Below are 15,043 nucleotides of genomic sequence, written 5' to 3' on the forward strand. Positions count from 1 at the left end.
GCATCGAGGTGCTGCGCGGCCCGCAATCGGTATTCTACGGCTCCAACGCCTCGGCCGGTGTGATCAACATCATCACCAAGACCGGCGGCATCGGCACCGAATACGGCGGCAGCGCCGAGGCCGGCAGCGACGGCTACCGGGCCTCGGCGCGGGTGTCATCCCGCACCGGACGCGGCGGCGTCTCTTTCAGCCTCGCCCATCACAACGACGACGGCTTCGACACCTCCGGCGATGGCGGCGAAGAGGACGGCATCCGCCGCAACACCCTGCAGTTGAAGGGCGATTACCTGGCCACCGGCCGGCTTAAGCTCGGCTTCAACTTCCGCACCTCGGATGAGCGCTATGACAACGACCGCGCAATTTGGGGGGCAGCCGATGCCGCCGGCTATGTTGTGGATGATCCCACGCAGTTCAGTGACCGGGATGAGCAGCAGGCCCAGGTCTATGCCGAGCTGGACACTTTGGGCGGCCGCCTGAAGCACCGGCTGTCTCTGGAGCGCACTGACTTTGACCGCTCCTTCAATGGCGGCACCCCGACCGAGACCAAGACCGAAGCGGCGAAGTACCTGCTGAGCTTTGGCCTGGACGGGCAGCCGGCGGATCAGGCGGAGCATCTGCTGAACGCAATGCTGGAATGGGAAGAGGATTCCAGCAGCTCCAATTCTGACTTCCGGCGTAAAACCAACTCGATTGCTCTCGAATACCGCGGCAGTTTTGACAACGGCCTGGATCTGCAGCTGGGGGTGCGCCACGACAGCAACAGTGCGTTTGAGGACGCCACCAGCTGGACCGCCAGCGCCTCCTACACCTTTGCCGGCAGCGGCGTGCGGCTGCACAGCTCGGCCGGCACCGGCGTCGTGAACCCTTCCTATTTTGAGCTGTTTGCCAACAGCACCTTTGGCTCCACAACCTACCTCGGCAACCCGAACTTGCAGCCTGAGGAAAACCGCAGTTTCGACATTGGTATTGAAGTGCCCTTCCTGCAAGGGCGCGGGCTGGTCGATGTGACCTATTTTGACGAAACGCTGACGGGTGAGATCGAAAGCTACGTGGTGAACGCGACCACGTTCTCTTACCGCAACCAGGCCGGTGACAGCGACCGCAAAGGCGTCGAGCTGGCGGCCAGCCTGGAAGCCACTGATGCCCTCGACCTGCGTCTCTCCTACACCTATCTGGACGCCTCCAACCCCGATGGTTCGGTCGAGATCCGGCGCCCGGAGCATGAGCTGCTGCTGAGCGCCACGCTCGACACCTTCTATGGCCGCGGCTCCATCACCACCGATATCCGGCATGTCGCGGGCAACTGGGACACTCAGTATTTCAACTCCAGCACTGTTGCCGAACTCGACGACTACACCACCGTCAATGTCTCGGCCCAGTATGAGCTGACGGACAACGTGGTGCTGACCGGCCGGGCGACCAACCTGTTCGACGAGGATTACACGGACGTTTGGGGCTACGCCAAGCGCGGCCGTGCGGCCTATGTTGGCGTAAGAGCCTCGTTCTGATCCATGCGCAGACTGCCCGGCATAGCCCTTGCCCTTCTGTGGGCCGCCACCGGTGCTTTTGCCGGGCCGTCGCGCGTGGTCACAATGAACCTCTGCGCCGATCAGCTGGCGATGATGCTGGCCGCCCCCGGCCAGCTGGCCTCGGTCTCCTATATTGCGCGGGATACCCGCGCCTCGGCCATGGCAAAGGAGGCCCTGGCCTATCCCGTGAACCACGGCCTGGCAGAGGAGATCTATCTCTTGAAGCCGGATCTGGTGATTGCCGGGGCCTATTCGACCCCGGCCACCACGGGCATGCTGCGCCGCCTGGGCGTGGCGGTGGTGGTGTTCCAGCCTGCGCTATCGCTGCAGGACGTTCGTGCGCGTATTCTGCAGATGGGCCAGGTACTGGGCCGCAAAGACGCCGCGCAAGTACTGCTGGCGGAGTATGACCAGCGGCTCGCCGCCTTGCAGGACGCCGGGCCTGAGGCACCGCGGGCCGCGCTTTATGCCGCCAACGGCTTCACCTCGGGCAGTATGACACTGGCGGGCCAGATCCTGCGCGCAGCAGGGCTGCGCAATATCGCGGATGAGCTGGGCTATGCGCGCTCCGGCCACATGCCGCTGGAACTGCTGGCCATGTCGGCACCCGATTTGCTGATCGGAACGTCGCCCTATCCGCGCGCCTCGCGCAGCGAGGACAATCTGGCGCATCCGGTGGTGCGCCAACTGGCCGCCCGCAGCAGCGCCGGGCAGATCCGCGATGCGGATTGGGTCTGCGGCACCCCGCATGTACTGCGCGCGGTGGAAACCCTGGCCGAAGAGCGCCGCCGGTTTGTGGAAAAGGAGGGCAGCCAATGACCCGCCTGGGGTTGCCCCTATCCGCAGTGGTGCTGGCGCTGTTCCTGCTGTCGCTCACGGTTGGACCGGCTGATGTCGGCGCCGGCGATAGCCTGGCGGCGCTGTTTGACGATGGTTACGGGCCGCTCACCCTGGTGATGCGGGAAATCCGCCTGCCGCGGGCGCTGCTGGCGGTGATCATCGGCGGCGGGCTGGGGCTGGCGGGGGCCGCCATGCAGGGCTATCTGCGCAACCCGCTGGCCGAACCGGGGCTGATCGGCGTCTCCTCCTCGGCAGCTCTGGGGGCAGTGCTGGCGATCAACACCGGAGTGGCGGCCAGCCTCACCCTGGGCCTGCCGCTGGCCGCCCTGGCTGGTGCTCTGGCAGGTGTCTTTCTGGTGATGGCGCTGGCCGGACCGCAGGGCGGCTCGCTGACGCTGATCCTTGCGGGCATTGCGATTTCGGCGATGGCTGCGGCACTCACGTCTCTGGTGCTGAACTTGTCGCCGAACCCCTTTGCCGCCAATGAGATTGTGTTCTGGATGATGGGCTCGCTGGCGGACCGCTCGATGCTGCATGTCTGGCTGGTGCTGCCCTTTGCGCTGACAGGGGCCGCGGTCCTTCTGACTCTGGCACGGGGTTTGGATGCGCTGACCCTGGGCGAGGATGCGGCGCAGACCATGGGGGTGAACCTGAACCGGCTGCGGCTGCTGCTGGTGGTCGGCACCGCCAGTGTGGTTGGCGGCGCCACCGCGGTGGCCGGGGCCATCGGTTTCATCGGTCTGGTGGTGCCGCATATCCTGCGGCCCCTTGTTGGCGGCCAGCCGTCGCGCCTGCTGTGGGCCTCGGCGCTTGGCGGTGCCATCATGCTGCAGCTGGCGGATATCGCGGTGCGGCTGATCCTGCCCGCGCGCGACCTGAAGCTCGGCGTGGTCACCGCCCTGGTCGGCGCGCCGCTGTTCCTGCATCTGATCTACAAGACACGGAAGGGGCTGGCATGAGCGTGCTGTCGGTCGAAACCCTCTCGGTCACCCTGCGGGGCCGTCCGGTGATCCGCGATGTGTCGTTTGAAATCCAAGCAGGTGAGTTCGTCGGCCTGCTGGGGCCGAATGGCGCCGGCAAAAGCAGCCTGATGCGATCCGCCCTGGGGCTGATACCGGCGCAGGGCCGCAGCTCGCTGGCGGAAATGACCGCCGCAGACCGGGCCCGCGCAGCCGCCTGGATGCCGCAATCGCGCGAGATCGCCTGGCCGGTTCCGGTGGAGCGGCTGGTGGCGCTTGGCCGCCTGCCGCATCTGCCGCAGGGGCTGCGGCTGCCGCCGGGGGATCAGGCGCTGGTCGATCAGGCCATCATCCGGATGGGGCTGGAGCCGTTCCGCCAGCGCGCTGCCTCGCGCCTGTCGGGCGGCGAGCAGGCCCGGGCGCTGATTGCCCGCGCACTGGCGCAGGACACGCCGCTGTTGATGGCGGATGAACCCGCCGCCGGGCTGGACCCGGCGCATCAGATCTCCGCCATGGAGGTCTTTGCCAGCCTCGCCGCCGAAGGCCGCGCCGCGCTGGTCTCGCTGCATGACCTGGGGCTGGCCGCACGCCACTGTACCCGGCTGATCCTGCTGGCCAATGGCGGCATTCTGGCTGACGGGCCGCCCGCCGAGGTGCTGACACCGGCGCTGATGGCCCGGGCCTTCGGCATCTCGGTCTGGCATCAGCACACAGCGCAAGGGCCGGTGTTCCAGCCGCTGGAGGTGCTGTGATGGGCAGAGTCACGCTGGAACGCCCTTGGATCGAATTTGACCTCGGCGCAGAGATGCGGGTGCTGAGCTGGGCTGTGAACCGCCCCGGCCTCGTCACCGCCCGCCGCATCTTGTGGCGCGAGGTCCGGAACAGCGACCTGCCACCGGGTTTGGATGTTCGCGAATGGTTCGCTGCGGAACTCTTTGCGCGGAGCGGCGAGGATGCCGTGGCCTTTCTCACCTCGCGCGATGTGCGCCGCTATTGCGAGGCAACAGCCGAGGTGGAGGGCATTTGCGCCCATGCGGTGGCCACTGTCGGCCTGTCCAATGCCGAGCGCGTAGGCAGCCGGATAGATTACTCCAGCCGCAACTGGGGCACCATCAATGTTGCCGTGCATCTCACGCACGGCCTGACACATGCCGGGCTGATCGAAGCCATGAGCATCGCTGTCCAGGCCCGCACCGCCGCGGTGATGGAGGCAGGCATCACCCTGCCCGCGGGCGCCGCAACCGGCACTGGCACCGATTGCGTCGCGGTGGCTGCTCCTGCAGGCGCAAATCCTTATGCCGGCTTGCACACCGCAACTGGCGAAGCCATCGGCAAAGCCGTTTACCAGGCCGTCCGCATCGGCGCGCTGGAATGGAAATCAACCAACAGGAGGGCAGCAGATGCCTGAGCTTGAACAGGTTCTGAAAGACGCGCTGATGCAGGAGGACTGCGGCTGGAACATGGGGTCCTTCGGGGCGATTGCCGAGTTCCATCACGTAGCGGGCGACCCGGCGCCGCGGCAGCACCCCGGGCTGATGCAGGTGACCAGCCGCGGCGGGATCCGCATCGAAACCCTCGCAGGCGTGCGCCCGGTGGCGTATGAAACCCTCAGCCCCAAGCCGCACCGCTGGACCCAGGCGGTCTCGCTGTGCCTGCCGCGTGATGCCGCTGCGATGAACCAGCGCGATGTGCTGACTGCGCTTGGCCCCGACGACGATGCCCTGCGGGACGAGGACCGCGGCGCCAGGCTGTTCGACATGGGGCTGGGCCAGTTTCAGGCGGATTTCTGCATCCGCACCGCCGACCCGGAACTGCTGGCGGTGCTGGATGAAAACGCCGGCCGCTCGCTGTTCGCGCAAGGCAATCCGGCGATGGGGGCAATCCTGAAGCACCATCCCCGCCGGGTGCTGCTGACCCGCCTCGGCCGGGTCGAGGTCTATCAGATGATCGGCGGTCCCGACACCGGCGGCAAATCCCCGGAGGGCCCGCATACCCATGTGCTGCCCAAGCTCCTGAAGGCCGAGCGCACCCATTCCGCCAACACCCCGATCCCCGAGGGCTGGGTGCCCTGCTGCGGTGTGCATCCGGAGAACCCGGTGATTACCCGTCTGGGCGCGGACAAAGTGTTCAACCCGGCCGCCTTTGATGCCTTCCAGGAACTGCTTGCGGCCTGGGGGGCCGACGCATACTGCCAGGGCAAGCAGGCGGTCTGGGAGCTGCTTAATACGGAAACCCCTGCCGAGGCGGCGAAAGAGCCGGAGACCCGCGAAGGCCGGGCCGGCTGGCGCAATGGCATCCGGCAATGGCGGGTTCTGCATGGGCCGGACCGGCTGACCAAAGCCTATGCGCAACATTTTGACCGCGGTGTTGAGCAAACAGACCCGGAAAACCCGGGCCACTGACAGAGGCTGCGATGCCCCTTGTCGCAGAAAGGGAGAGATCATGACGGCGGAAACAGGCCGGGGCCGCAAACCCGGGCCTTTCGGTCAGGCAAATGTTGTCGGGACGGATAGGCCTCCGGCTGTCTCGGGTGTTCGGCCACTTTGTCCGCTATGCTGATCTCGCCCAGGCCTCTGCTTACGCAGTTGCAGCGACTATCTCCTTCGACGGGCCGCGGCGCAGCCTCCTGTGCAAATGGCAGAGCTCTGCTCAGGGCCGTCACCCATCACCCTTGGCGATGAGGGTATCGGTCGGGCTGCGCAGATCGCTGGCAAAGGCGCGGGCCTTGTCCCGCTCGATGAAACTCCTTGCCCGCGCCAGACCGGACAGCCGCCGGACGATCAGCTTGGCAATGGCCTCGGGGCCGGATTTCCCGGCCAGCGCCATGGGGACCTGCGGTGTTCTATTTGAGAGCGGGGCGGATCGTTGAGCGCAACGGGAGCGGCCTGGTCTGCGAGCACGCACCGAAGCAACTCTACACGGACTCACCAGCCAGAAACACCAGCAATTCGTCCAGACGTTCGAGTGTTGAGGCCAGGCCGGTTTCCATGCCCATGTCGATGACTTTTTGCAGATCTTCTGGAGAATTGTAGGAAACCAGCATTTCCACCATCGTGCGCCCGTCCAGATCGGTAAAGGCCTGGCGGATATGCGAGCGGGGCATGTCCGGGTTCACGACGCCGGTTTCGTCGGTGAAACCGTCATAGGCGGTATAGCCTTCGATCGGCGTGATCGTTTGGTAATCCGTGCGGCTCCAATAATATGTGCCTTCGGGGTCGATCATGGCGAAATGCCAGTGGCCGCCATCGCGGAAATCCATGGATTGGGTCTTTGTCGTCAACGGCTTGGGGGCGTACCATTTGTCCAGAAGCTCAGCTTTGGTGTAGCAGTCCCACACCAGTTGCCTCCCGGCGGCGAATTCGCGCCGGACGGTCAGCGTGCTTTTTTGCATGTCGGCGATAAAGTCAAAGCGCAGATCAGGTTTCATTGGTTTCTCCTTTGAGCGTTGTCAGCAGATTGTCGAGATTGTCAAAGCGGCTGGCCCATATGGCGCGTTGGTCACCGAACCATTTCTCAGCGGCCTCCAACTGGTCGGGTTTCAGCGTGCATGTGCGCACGCGGCCCTGTTTCTGCGAGGCAATCAGCCCGGCCTGTTCCAGCACGCTGATATGTTTCATGAATGAGGGCAGCGCCATCTTGAAAGGGGCCGCCAGTTCCTTCACCGGCGCGGGGCCTTCCACCAGACGCTGCACCACGGCCCTGCGGGTGGGGTCCGCAAGAGCGTGAAAGACCGAATCGAGATAAATTGAATGGTTATCCATGCGGCTAACTTTACGGCGCGGCAAACGGTTAGGTCAATGGGTAACTATCTTCAGCTTTCTGGATCCCCGCTTTTAAGAAGATGGCCTATGCAGTTCTCCTCTGCATCACCGCGGCACATCCGTTGCCTTGTGACCCGCCTCCGCACCGCCGGTCCGTGAAGGCAATCACGTTCAAATTTCCCTGGAACTGCCCTTCCAGAATCTGCTTCTGGCACCCCCGCCAATGATGTAGCGTCCCTGGCAGGGGGCGAGCGTGGCGTCGATCCTCTCGAGGCAAGCAACAATCCCCGGGCCCGTTTCAACTTTGCCCGGATCGCCAACTACATAGCAGGTCATGGCTTGTCTTCCCTTGTTGAATATTCAAGCGACGGCGGGACAGTGCTCCACTGCGTACCCTTCCGGCCAAGCCATATCCTGGCCCGGCTCACCCGTGGGATTGATACTTCTGCTGACACCACGCTGGTTGCCTTGCGCGGCAAGCCTGCTGCGTTCCCAGATCCCGCGGGCACTGCGCCCCGCTGCTTCTGTGGGGCCTGTGAAAGCCGCATTGAAGCATTCTTTCCGGCAAACCAAGAAACTGACGCCATGAAGGCGCGGATCGCAGAGAAAGGGCCTTGAATGACGGTCAAGCGTATTGTTGCAAACCTGCCTGCCGCACAGATTTCCGAGGTGCAGGATTTCTACACCCGCCTGTTTGACCTGGACGTTGTGATGGATCACGGCTGGATCGTGACGCTCGCATCAGGCGCCGCCGCCGCCGTCCAGATCAGCATCGCGAGCCAAGGCGGATCCGGGACCCCGGTGCCTGATCTGTCGATCGAAGTCGACGATGTGGATACGGTCTTCGCACGGGCCGAAAGCCTCGGTCTCGACATCGTCTACGGCCCCGCGGATGAATCTTGGGGCGTGCGCCGCTTCTATGTCCGCGACCCGGCCGGCAAGTTGCTGAATATTCTGGCTCACCCCGGCTGAGTGGCCGCCGCATTCACCCTTGACGCGCAATTTTAGAATACCCTCAGCAAGGCGCTTCAGGGCAGAGCTGCCGCTGAAGCGCATCTCAGCATCTTCCTCCGCGCTGCGCAGCAGCGCCCGGCCCAACCGGCCAAGGGCATGTCAATGCCTGCAGAACGGGCGGGAGCTCCCGTCCGTCCCAGCCCGCATCTCAATACGGCATCGGATGCATCCGGTGTGCTGCGTTGATCTCCTCCAGCACCTCCTGGCTCAGCTCCAGCTCCACCGATTTCAGCACATGCTCCAGCTGCGGCAGGTGAGTGGCGCCAAAGAGTGCCGAGGCCATGAACGGCCGTGTGCGGCACCAGGCCAGCGCCATATGCACCGGGTCCAGCCCATGCCGCCCAGCAATCTCCAGATAAGCCGCCACGGCATCGTATACCCGCGGGGAATGGCGCCCGCCCAGCTCGGGATTGATCGACTTGCGCGAGCCCTCCGGCACCGCTCCGTCCTGATACTTGCCGGTCAGCAGCCCGGTGCCCAGCGGCGAAAACGCCAGCAGGCCGACGTCCTCGTTGACGCTCAATTCCGCCAGATCGGTGTCATACATCCGGCAGACCAGCGAATATTCGTTCTGGATCGAAGCCACCCGCGGCCCGCCCTGCGCCTCCGCGATCCGCAGCCATTGCGCGGTGCCCCAGGCGCTTTCGTTCGACAGGCCAAAGGCGCGGATAGTGCCGCGCTCCACCTCGCGCTGCAGCGCCTCCAGGCAATCCTCCATATTGGCCAGCGTCTCCACCCGGTTCTGGGCCGACGGATCATAGCTCCAGTTCTGCCGGAACATATAACTGCCCCGGTTCGGCCAGTGGAATTGGTAGAGGTCGATGTAATCGGTCTGCAGCCGCTTCAATGACGCCTCGATGGTTGCAGCGATGGTCCTGGAGGAGATCGGCGCCCCGTCCCGCACATGCTGCATCCCCGCGCCGGAATGCTTGGTGGCCAGAATGTACTCGCCCCGCCGCCCCGTCTGCGCATTCCAGGCGCCGATGATCCGCTCACTGTTGCCCAGGGTTTCCGCACTCACCGGGTTCACCGGATACATCTCGGCGGTATCGACAAAGTTCACGCCGCCCTCCAGTGCCAGGTCGATCTGCGCATGGGCCTCGGCCTCCGCGGTCTGGGTGCCGAATGTCATCGTGCCCAGGCACAGCTCCGACACCATCATGCCGGTGCGTCCCAATGGATTGAGTTTCATGCTGCGGTCCCCTGTCCTCGATTTGCCTGCGACCCTAAGGGCTCGTCCGGGAAGTGCAAGCCGCTTGCACATGCGCGGCAAACCGGCCAGCCTCGGTTCAGCTTAAGGAAAGGATACCCGATGCCGCAGACCATCACCAAGGGCGTCAAGGCGCTGCTGACCGAGGCAAACAGCCTCGTCGAAACCATGTCTGTCGAGGCGGCCAAACAAAAGGTTCTGGACGAGGATTACGTCTTCATCGACCTGCGCGACATCCGCGAGCTGCAGCGCAGCGGCATGATCCCCGGCGCCTTCTCCTGCCCGCGCGGCATGCTGGAATTCTGGATCGACCCGGACAGCCCCTATCACAAGCCGGTGTTCAATCAGGACAAAACCTACGTGTTCTACTGCGCCAGCGCCTGGCGTTCTGCCCTCAGCGCCAAGGCGGCGCTGGAAATGGGGCTGAAGCCGGTGGTGCATCTTGAGGGCGGTTTTACCGAATGGGCCAAACAGGGCGGCCCGGTTGTCCCCCGCGAGGGCTGAGATCCGCCGCCCCGTGCATCGTGCGGCGCCTGTCCAGCGGCGCAGGTCCGCAGCAGTGCGTGATTGAGAACAAAAGTCGAACATGTTAATCTGGCTGCATGCCGACTCACCTGCTCACCCGCCGCCGCCACAGATCCTGCCCGGCCCTGTCCGTGATGGAGGGGGTTGCGCTGGAGCATGGCCGCGTGCACGAGGCCTGCGGCCCCGCCCGCCACAGTTTTGCGCTGTGGCTGGCCGCCGCCGCGCAGGAGATCGCACCGGGGCCGGTCCTGTGGCTGTCCCCGGCGCAGGGCAGCAAGCAGCTGAACCCGGACGGGATGGCGGAATTTGCCAGCCCCGCCCGGTTCCTGTTCGTGCAGCCCCCCCGGACCGAGGATCAGCTTTGGGCCATGGAGGAAGCTTTGCGCAGCGGCGCGGCGGCTCTGGTGGTGGCAGAACTGGCTGAGCCGCCCGCAATGACCCCGGTGCGGCGGCTGCATCTGGCGGCAGCGGCCGGCGGGCGCTTCGGTCCGGCGCCGCTGGGCCTGCTGCTGACCCCCGGCACAGGCGGCGCCCAGGGCATCGAAAGCCGCTGGCACCTGGCCCCTGCCCATACCCCGTTGCCACATGATCCCTTGCCCCATGCCGCGCCGGCACACAGGCCCCCGGCCGGTCCGGCCAGCGATGGCACCGCGAAGACCCGGACCTGCTGGACCTTGCAGCGCCTGCGCGCCCGCACCCTGCCGCCTTGCAGCTGGCAGATCACCCGGGCCGCCGGCGGCTGCCCGCACCAATCTGCGCCGCTCCGGCCCGCTCCGCCCTGCCCTGAGCCCCGCGGCATAGCCCCGCCCCCATTCCGGGGGCAGCCCGGACCAGCCCTCCCGCCCTGACGGTGCCCTCCCGCGCCCGCAGGCGGACCTGGCTGCGCCGGCACCGCCTTAGCGGCCTTGGGCCCGGCACGGGGCCACGCCCGGTGCCGGGCCCAACAGGCAGAGGCTTTGCCAAAAGCCGGCGCCTGGCGGGAGCCCGCCGCCGTCTCACAAGCGCCCCCCGCGAAAGTGCGCAGCCTGCGGCGGAAAATCCGGCTAAGGTCAGGGCGCGGCATCAAAGGCGCCCTGTAAAAGCGCCCTGTAAAACCAGCCTGTAAAGCCACCCTGCAACCGGAGAAGAAGCCCCCATGAGCAACCACAGGATGCACCGGCGGACCCTGATCGCCTGCCTTGCCGCCAGCCTGCTGGCCGCGCGGAGGCTGCCTGCAGCGCCCCTGCCTTACCGCCTCATACCGGACGCGACCGAAGTGCGCTTTACCTTCCGTCTCAGCGGCCGGCCGCAGCATGGGCGGATCCCGGTCCGCGCCGCCCGCATCCGGATCGATCCGCAAAACCTGGCCCGCAGCCAGGCCGATATCACGCTTGACGCAACCCGGGCCCGGACCGGGCTGATCTTTGCCACCGAAGCGCTGAAAAGCCCCGGCGTGCTCGACACTGCGCGGTTCCCGGAAATCCGCTTCCGCTCCACCCGCATCCGCCTCGGGCCGGACGGGCGGCTTTCGGGCGGCGCGCGGATTCACGGCGGCCTCACCCTGCGCGGCACCACCCGGCCGCTTACCTTGCATGCCGCGCTCTACCGCCGCCCCGGCACCGCGGCGGATGACTTGCGCGAGCTGGATGTGCATCTCAACGGCAGTCTCAGCCGTGCGGCCTTCGGGGCCGCCGGCTATCCGGATCTGGTTGCCGACCGGGTCACCCTCGCCATCAAGGCCCGCATCCGCCAGGCGGCCTGAGCCGCGGGCAAAACCCTGGTCCGCGCCCGGTGCCGAAAAACACCGCCGCGCAAAAATACGACACAGCCGTGACGGAAACCGGCTGGCAAAGCCGCTGCAGCCTGTCATGGTCGCAGCATTATGCGCCTGATCATCTCCTTTGCCGCCCTTTTCTTATCTGTCATCCTGCTGCAGCTCTCGACCGGCGGCGTCGGCCCTCTGGATGCCATTTCGGGTCTGACGCTGAACTTCAGCAAAGAGCAGATCGGTCTGCTCGGCTCGGCGCATTTCTTTGGCTTCTTCATCGGTTGCTGGTGGGCGCCGCGGCTGATGGGCAATGTCGGCCATTCCCGCGCCTTTGCGGTCTGCACCGCGCTTGGCGCCATGGGCCTGCTGGGCCACACCCTGACCGAAAACCCCTATGCCTGGGCGGCGATGCGGATCGCCTCCGGCCTCTGTGTGGCCGGCGCCTATACGGTGATCGAGGCCTGGCTCAACGCCAAGGTCACCAATGAAAACCGCGGCCGCGCCATGGGCACTTACCGGATTGCCGATATGAGCGCCTCGCTGGCGGCGCAGCTGATCATCGCGGTGCTGCCGCCGGCCGCCTATGTCTCCTACAACCTCTTGGCGCTGCTGTGCTGTGCGGCGCTGCTGCCGCTGACCCTGACCAAGGCGAACCAGCCGGAAACCCCGGATGCGCCGCGCCTGCGCCCCAAGCTGGCCTGGCGCTGTTCGCCGCTGGCGGTGGCGGGCGTGACCGTCGCCGCGCTCAGCTCTGCCTCGTTCCGCATGATCGGCCCGGTCTACGGCCAGGAGGTCGGGCTGGAGATCGGCCAGATCGCCTTTTTCCTTGCCTCCTTCGTGCTGGGCGGGGCGCTGGCGCAATACCCGATGGGCTGGCTGGCCGACAAATACGACCGCCGCTGGGTGCTGATCTGGCTCTCCGCCGCCGCGATCCTTAGCTGCGGCATCACCATGGCGGCCAGCGGCACCGGCACCCTGGGGGTGATGCTGACGGCCGCCATCTTCGGCTTCACCACCTTTCCGATCTTCTCGGTCTCCGCCGCCCATGCCAATGATTTTGCCAGCTCCGCCGAGCGGGTCGAGCTGTCTGCGGCGCTGATGTTCTGGTACGCGCTTGGCGCCATCGCCTCGCCTTATGTCTCCTCGGCACTGATCGACAGCTTCGGACCGCCTGCGCTGTTTGCCTATGTGGCTTGCGGCCACGTGCTGCTGATCATCTACGGCCTCAACCGGATGCGGGCCCGCCCGGCGCCGGAAACGCGCACCAGCTACGTCTATGCGCCGCGCACCTCCTTCACCATCGGCCGCCTGCTGAAACGGTCTCGCCAGAGGCGGTGAAACAGGTCAGAAGCCCTGTCCAATTGTTTCGCGCGCGAAACATCCGGACAGCAGATCTGACCCTTTAAGGTTCTGCTTACACTTGCAAAAGTGCTGAAAGCTCCGGCACCGCCACTCTGCCCGTCAGGGCCAGGACAGGGGTGCACGGCGCGCATTTGCCATCGGACAGAACGCCAAACAGCCTTGGCCGGCCCCAGACGGCTTACACCGGCAGGCCATGCGAACAGCAACGCCCTCGTGTCCTTTCAGAGGCTTGCAACAGGTTTCCGCAACCATCGTGCGCGCCAGCCCGCGGTCCGGGTCAAGCCGGATCCGGCCCTGTATCTCCAATTTTCAGGGAAATCCGCAGCCGGGGTTTCCGCCGCCTGCGCCATGCGGTAGACGGGCCTTTGACACATTACCTGGATGGATAGCATGGCACGCATTCTGATCACTTCCGCGATCCCCTACATCAACGGGATCAAGCATCTGGGCAACCTGGTGGGCTCGCAGCTGCCGGCCGACCTTTACGCCCGGTTCCAGCGCGGACGCGGCAACGAGGTGCTGTTCCTCTGCGCCACCGACGAACATGGCACCCCGGCTGAGCTGGCCGCCGCCAAGGCGGACAAGCCAGTGGCGGAATACTGCGCTGAAATGCACGCCGTCCAGTCGGAAATCGCCAAGGGCTTTGCCCTGTCGTTCGACCATTTCGGCCGCTCCTCCAGCCCGCAGAACCACACGCTGACCCAGCATTTCGCAGGCAAGCTGGCCGAGGCCGGGCTGATCCGCGAAGTGACCGAAAAGCAGGTCTATTCCAATGCCGACGGCCGCTTCCTGCCCGACCGCTATATTGAGGGCACCTGCCCCAACTGCGGCTATGAACGCGCCCGCGGCGACCAATGCGAGGAATGCACCAAGCAGCTGGACCCGACCGACCTGATCAGCCCGCGCTCCGCTGTCTCCGGTTCCACCGACCTGGAAGTGCGCGAGACCAAGCACCTGTACCTGTGCCAGTCGCAGCTGAAGGATGATCTGGACGCCTGGATCGACAGCAAGAAGGACTGGCCGGTCCTGACCACCTCAATCGCCAAGAAATGGCTGCATGACGGCGACGGGCTGCAGGACCGCGGCATCACCCGCGATCTGGACTGGGGCGTGCCGGTCAAAAAGGGCGGTGCGGACTGGCCCGGCATGGAAGGCAAGGTGTTCTACGTCTGGTTCGACGCCCCGATCGAATACATCGCCTGCGCCGGCGAATGGGCCGAGGCCAATGGCAAGACAGACGCCGACTGGCAGCGCTGGTGGCGCACCGACAAGGGCGCAGAAGATGTTAAATACGTCCAGTTCATGGGCAAGGACAACGTCCCCTTCCACACCCTGTCGTTTCCGGCCACCATTCTGGGTTCGGGCGAGCCGTGGAAGATGGTCGACCACCTGAAGTCGTTCAACTACCTGAACTATGACGGCGGCCAGTTCTCCACCTCGCAGGGCCGCGGCGTGTTCATGGATCAGGCGCTGGAGATTCTGCCGGCCGATTACTGGCGCTGGTGGCTGCTGTCCCATGCGCCCGAAAGCAGCGATTCCGAGTTCACCTGGGAGAACTTCCAGCAGTCGGTGAACAAGGATCTGGCGGATGTGCTGGGCAATTTTGTTTCCCGCATCACCAAATTCTGCCGTTCCAAATTCGGCGAGGAAGTTCCCGCAGCCGGTGAATACGGCGAACAGGAACAGGCGCTGATCGCAGAGCTGACAACCCGCATCCGCGCCTATGAGGGCCATATGGAGGCGATGGAGGTCCGCAAATCGGCACAGGAGCTGCGGGCGATCTGGGTGGCCGGCAATGAATACCTGCAATCCGCCGCGCCCTGGTCGGTGTTCAAGCAAGACCCCGACCGCGCGGCTGCGCAGGTGCGCCTGGGCCTGAACCTGATCCGCCTTTATGCGGTGCTTTCGGCCCCCTTCATCCCGCAGGCCGCGGACACGCTGATGGCGGCGATGAATTCGGACGACCGCAGCTGGCCCGAAGATGCTGCGGCAGCCCTGTCGGCGCTGCCCGCGGGCCACAGCTTCACCGTGCCCGAGGTACTGTTCGCCAAGATCACCGATGAACAGCGCGAGGACTGGCAGGAACGCTTCTCCGG

At 65.4% G+C, this 15,043-nt stretch carries 16 protein-coding genes; 12 read left to right on the top strand and 4 right to left on the bottom strand.

All coding sequences use genetic code 11. The features are described from left to right. The 6 genes from VOI29_RS14080 to VOI29_RS14105 form a co-directional block, all read left to right on the top strand. A partial coding sequence (locus tag VOI29_RS14080) for a TonB-dependent receptor plug domain-containing protein (RefSeq protein ID WP_323779764.1) occupies positions 1-1,508 on the top strand: 1,508 nt, incomplete at its 5' end. A 3-nt stretch (positions 1,509-1,511) separates the two neighbouring features. Further along, positions 1,512-2,348, top strand: coding sequence for an ABC transporter substrate-binding protein (locus tag VOI29_RS14085; protein ID WP_323779767.1), 837 nt, complete (start codon positions 1,512-1,514; stop codon positions 2,346-2,348). Next, the gene (locus VOI29_RS14090) at positions 2,345-3,328 is read left to right on the top strand and encodes an iron ABC transporter permease (RefSeq protein WP_323779770.1); all 984 of its coding nucleotides are present in this window, start codon (positions 2,345-2,347) and stop codon (positions 3,326-3,328) included. The genes VOI29_RS14085 and VOI29_RS14090 overlap by 4 nt, the downstream gene beginning before the upstream one ends. Continuing rightward, complete coding sequence (locus VOI29_RS14095) at positions 3,325-4,080, top strand: ABC transporter ATP-binding protein (protein ID WP_323779773.1); 756 nt, start codon at positions 3,325-3,327, stop codon at positions 4,078-4,080. The genes VOI29_RS14090 and VOI29_RS14095 overlap by 4 nt, the downstream gene beginning before the upstream one ends. Further along, positions 4,080-4,736, top strand: a complete 657-nt coding sequence (locus VOI29_RS14100) for an adenosylcobinamide amidohydrolase (protein WP_323779776.1) — start codon at positions 4,080-4,082, stop codon at positions 4,734-4,736. The genes VOI29_RS14095 and VOI29_RS14100 overlap by 1 nt, the downstream gene beginning before the upstream one ends. Further along, positions 4,729-5,730, top strand: a complete 1,002-nt coding sequence (locus VOI29_RS14105) for a DUF6925 family protein (RefSeq protein ID WP_323779780.1) — start codon at positions 4,729-4,731, stop codon at positions 5,728-5,730. The genes VOI29_RS14100 and VOI29_RS14105 overlap by 8 nt, the downstream gene beginning before the upstream one ends. A 256-nt stretch (positions 5,731-5,986) precedes the next feature. On the opposite strand, the gene VOI29_RS24655 is transcribed toward VOI29_RS14105, so the two are convergent. From VOI29_RS24655 to VOI29_RS14120, 3 genes are read right to left on the bottom strand one after another with little or no spacing between them, the layout of a single operon-like run. Then, on the bottom strand, positions 5,987-6,256 hold the full coding sequence (locus tag VOI29_RS24655) for a DUF6880 family protein (protein ID WP_416361530.1): 270 nt from the start codon (positions 6,254-6,256) through the stop codon (positions 5,987-5,989). Then, the gene (locus VOI29_RS14115; RefSeq protein ID WP_323779787.1) at positions 6,243-6,755 is read right to left on the bottom strand and encodes an SRPBCC domain-containing protein; all 513 of its coding nucleotides are present in this window, start codon (positions 6,753-6,755) and stop codon (positions 6,243-6,245) included. The genes VOI29_RS24655 and VOI29_RS14115 overlap by 14 nt, the downstream gene beginning before the upstream one ends. Further along, complete coding sequence (locus tag VOI29_RS14120) at positions 6,745-7,089, bottom strand: metalloregulator ArsR/SmtB family transcription factor (RefSeq protein WP_323779790.1); 345 nt, start codon at positions 7,087-7,089, stop codon at positions 6,745-6,747. The genes VOI29_RS14115 and VOI29_RS14120 overlap by 11 nt, the downstream gene beginning before the upstream one ends. A gap of 618 nt (positions 7,090-7,707) precedes the next feature. Here VOI29_RS14120 and VOI29_RS14125 point away from each other — a divergent pair. Continuing rightward, entirely contained in the window at positions 7,708-8,061 is a 354-nt protein-coding gene (locus VOI29_RS14125; RefSeq protein WP_323779793.1) for a VOC family protein, read from the top strand. Between the two features lie 190 nt (positions 8,062-8,251). Here the strand turns inward: VOI29_RS14125 and VOI29_RS14130 are convergent, their stop codons facing one another. Beyond that, positions 8,252-9,295, bottom strand: a complete 1,044-nt coding sequence (locus VOI29_RS14130) for an aldo/keto reductase (protein ID WP_323779796.1) — start codon at positions 9,293-9,295, stop codon at positions 8,252-8,254. 120 nt (positions 9,296-9,415) lie between these two features. Here VOI29_RS14130 and VOI29_RS14135 point away from each other — a divergent pair, with 120 nt between their 5' ends. The 5 genes from VOI29_RS14135 to metG form a co-directional block, all read left to right on the top strand. Then, a complete protein-coding gene (locus tag VOI29_RS14135) occupies positions 9,416-9,817 on the top strand; it encodes a rhodanese-like domain-containing protein (protein WP_323779800.1) in 402 nt (133 codons plus the stop codon). 98 nt (positions 9,818-9,915) lie between these two features. Beyond that, positions 9,916-10,686: a hypothetical protein gene (locus VOI29_RS14140; RefSeq protein WP_323779803.1), complete on the top strand. Its 771-nt coding sequence runs from the start codon at positions 9,916-9,918 to the stop codon at positions 10,684-10,686. A gap of 287 nt (positions 10,687-10,973) precedes the next feature. Further along, on the top strand, positions 10,974-11,579 hold the full coding sequence (locus tag VOI29_RS14145) for a YceI family protein (protein WP_323779806.1): 606 nt from the start codon (positions 10,974-10,976) through the stop codon (positions 11,577-11,579). A 120-nt stretch (positions 11,580-11,699) separates the two neighbouring features. Next, the gene (locus tag VOI29_RS14150) at positions 11,700-12,923 is read left to right on the top strand and encodes an MFS transporter (protein WP_323779809.1); all 1,224 of its coding nucleotides are present in this window, start codon (positions 11,700-11,702) and stop codon (positions 12,921-12,923) included. 414 nt (positions 12,924-13,337) lie between these two features. Then, a partial coding sequence (gene metG / locus VOI29_RS14155) for a methionine--tRNA ligase (protein ID WP_323779811.1) occupies positions 13,338-15,043 on the top strand: 1,706 nt, incomplete at its 3' end.

The organism is Leisingera sp. (assembly GCF_034669605.1).
Lineage (GTDB): Bacteria > Pseudomonadota > Alphaproteobacteria > Rhodobacterales > Rhodobacteraceae > Leisingera.